This is a genomic window from Vibrio salilacus, assembly GCF_002811245.1.
GTDB classification, from domain to species: Bacteria; Pseudomonadota; Gammaproteobacteria; order Enterobacterales; family Vibrionaceae; genus Vibrio; species Vibrio salilacus.
Genome location: NZ_NIVQ01000093.1, coordinates 1 through 1,019 on the forward strand (window position 1 = coordinate 1; position 1,019 = coordinate 1,019).

Sequence of the window (1,019 nt, forward strand, 5' to 3'; positions counted from 1 at the left end):
CTGCCCAATGAGGCAACCCGACAAACGTTCAACAAGCCCCCTCTCTTTCCAACCAAAGCGCAGAACAATGGCAAATTGCCGAGGCAACTGCCAAGCCGACATGCTAATTGGAAAATACACTCAAAGCGCCTTAAAGCCAGTGAAATTTAAAACCAACCGCCACGACCTGAAAATGAAGCAACCCACGAACATTAGTATGTTTTACGGGCTGAGTAATTCATGAATTTAGGCCGACAATGCAGATTTGCTGAAGTACTTAAACTATCTGCCAAAGGGACAAAGAACATAGATCGAAGAAACTTTAAGCCACTAAAATACAAGTAAACATAACGCTGCGTTAAGGTGTGACAAGCGCTTGCCATACTGTGAGCGAAGCGAAACCGGCAAGCGTTTGGAATCACTCTTAAACGCTTTGTTATGTTTTGGGGGCAAGTTTAGCAACAACACTAGCAACACGCTTACCTAAATACTGTGCTGAGAGCTCATCAATACAATGTACGTGACCATCGGAAGACTGAGAGACTACCCCTACCTGGCAGCCAAGTCGGTTTAAACCGAGGTCTCTATAACCATGAGCGAGATCCAAACCAACCCAATACATCCCATGTTGGTTAGCTAGGGTTACTAAATAGTTTAGGCTACTAGACTGATCGCCATTTAAAGCACTGCCACTAGTAAAACCTGCTGCAACCTTGTTCGCCCATAACTGCTCACTCCAATATTCACTACTTGCATCTGCAAATGCCTTAAACTGGGCAGAAACTCCGCCCATGTAAGTTGGTGAACCCATTATGATGGCATCGCAAGTTAGCAGGCTATCAAACAGCGAAGGGTTTACAAACCGTCCATCTACAATTTCCTTACCGCTGATCTTATGTTCAAGAATTTCAATGTTTGAGTCGTCTTCTCTTATACCCTTAGCTATTGATTTTGCTAGTTTTCCTGTAACGTCTGTATGTGTAAAGTAAATTAATGCTATCTTCAACGAACTTCCCTTTTCCTCTTAAAAACATAACGCC

The 1,019-nt window shown here is 43.3% G+C and carries 1 protein-coding gene; it reads right to left on the reverse strand.

Going from position 1 to position 1,019, the window contains the following annotated elements; translation table 11 throughout:
- Nucleotides 1-415 precede the first annotated feature (415 nt).
- Nucleotides 416-985, reverse strand: coding sequence for a flavodoxin family protein (locus CDZ87_RS16950; protein ID WP_100754566.1), 570 nt, complete (start codon nucleotides 983-985; stop codon nucleotides 416-418).
- Between the last annotated feature and the right edge of the window lie 34 nt (nucleotides 986-1,019).